The organism is Prevotella conceptionensis 9403948, assembly GCF_000312305.1.
Lineage (GTDB): Bacteria > Bacteroidota > Bacteroidia > Bacteroidales > Bacteroidaceae > Prevotella > Prevotella conceptionensis.
This window is the reverse complement of the sequence record NZ_HE999520.1, coordinates 1-671: the sequence shown is the minus strand read 5'-3', so window position 1 is coordinate 671 and position 671 is coordinate 1. Positions and strand designations below refer to the sequence as shown.

General features: G+C 54.1%; 1 pseudogene. It reads left to right on the top strand.

Features of this window, described 5'->3' with window-relative positions:
• Positions 1-671 (top strand): annotated as a pseudogene (locus tag BN93_RS16065) (DNA methylase); the annotation flags it as partial.

Sequence of the window (671 nt, the reverse complement as noted above, 5' to 3'; positions counted from 1 at the left end):
TGTGTTGGCATTCATTACCTCGCAAGGAGTTATGAACGCCCCGACGAACGAGCCGGTACGGGAGTGGCTGATGAACCATACCCGACTTGTCTCGGCAGTCCGTCTTCCGAATAATCTCTTCTCGGAGAATGCGGGGACGGAAGTGGGCAGTGACCTTATCGTCCTGCAAAAGCAGAGTGGCAAGACAAGTCTGACCGAAGAGGAACAGCGTTTCATCAAGAGCGAGAAACGTCCCAGCGGAGTACTGTTTAACACCTATCTGCGAAGCATGTCGCAAATCGTGCATACCGAGTGGAAGCAGGACACCGACCCTTACGGCAAGCCCGCCATCCTGTTCCATCACGAGGGCGGAGCGGAAGGCATCGCCACCGATATGGGAAAAATCCTGCTGGCGGATTTAGCCAAACGCTTGGATATGGCATTGTACCAAAAGCATATCTCCATTCAGGAGCAGCCCAAAGTTGCCGTTTCTCCCAAAGTCAAGCAGGAAGAAGCAACGCTTACGCCTGCCGCTTCGACAGAGGAGCAACCGCACCAAAAGGTGGTGCAGCCGAGAGAGGAACAGCCTGTGGAGCAAGCCCGAAGCAGTGTCACACCACAGGTACAACTGCTCGACCTTTTCGGCAATGTTATCCCGGAAGAAAAGCCCAAACGTAAAGCTGCCGCAAAAC